This window comes from Paenibacillus antri (assembly GCF_005765165.1).
In the GTDB taxonomy this organism is placed as follows: domain Bacteria; phylum Bacillota; class Bacilli; order Paenibacillales; family YIM-B00363; genus Paenibacillus_AE; species Paenibacillus_AE antri.
In genome coordinates this window covers 1-683 of record NZ_VCIW01000069.1, presented here as the reverse complement: position 1 = coordinate 683, position 683 = coordinate 1, and the positions used below count along the sequence as shown (strand labels likewise).

2 protein-coding genes are annotated in these 683 nt (G+C 43.0%); both read right to left on the bottom strand.

The window, feature by feature from the left end; genetic code table 11:
- On the bottom strand, positions 1-156 hold a 156-nt coding region (gene rpmF, locus FE782_RS33510; RefSeq protein ID WP_138198436.1), incomplete at its 3' end, for a 50S ribosomal protein L32.
- 17 nt (positions 157-173) lie between these two features.
- On the bottom strand, positions 174-683 hold a 510-nt coding region (gene yceD, locus FE782_RS33505), incomplete at its 5' end, for a 23S rRNA accumulation protein YceD (RefSeq protein ID WP_238392743.1).

The window sequence follows — 683 nt, the reverse complement described above, 5'->3', positions numbered from 1 at the left end:
TCCGATCTCACGGTAGTAACCGTCAGCAGTTACATGGTGACGTAAGTGAGTTTCACCAGTTGTTTTATCTACTGAAACTGCTGCTGTTGTTAATGCATCATGTGAACGACGCATATCACGACGTGAACGAGATTTTTTATTTTGTTGAACAGCCATTGGCTATACTCCTAGATCTAGTTTTTCTTTAAATTAGCTAATACAGCGAACGGGTTAGGTTTTTTCGCCAATTCTTCAGGCAATTCGCCAAACACCTGTTCACTCACGGACACTTCACAGTGTTCTTCACTATGCATCGGGACTAGAGGCAATTCGATGATAAATCCATCTTCGATCATATCTAGTAAATTTACTTCACCGAACTCGTTTACTTCGATTGGTTCATAAATTTCGGGCAAATTGTCCGCCTGATCCATATTGGACACCGGACTGAAACAAAACGAACAGTCAAGCGTTTGTGTAAACGGGTTACCGCATCGTTGGCAATCGAATTCCACTTCCACTGTCGCCGTACCTTTAATAACGGTTAAGCGTTGCGGATCGATATATAACGAGAGAGTAACTTGTGCATCGCTTAGCACATTGCTCACAGATTCACCCAAACGATTAAGCAGACTACGTGAGATGTAGCCTTCGTAATCCATTCGACGCTGAGCGTCTTTATATGGGTCAATGGTGAGGGGTAG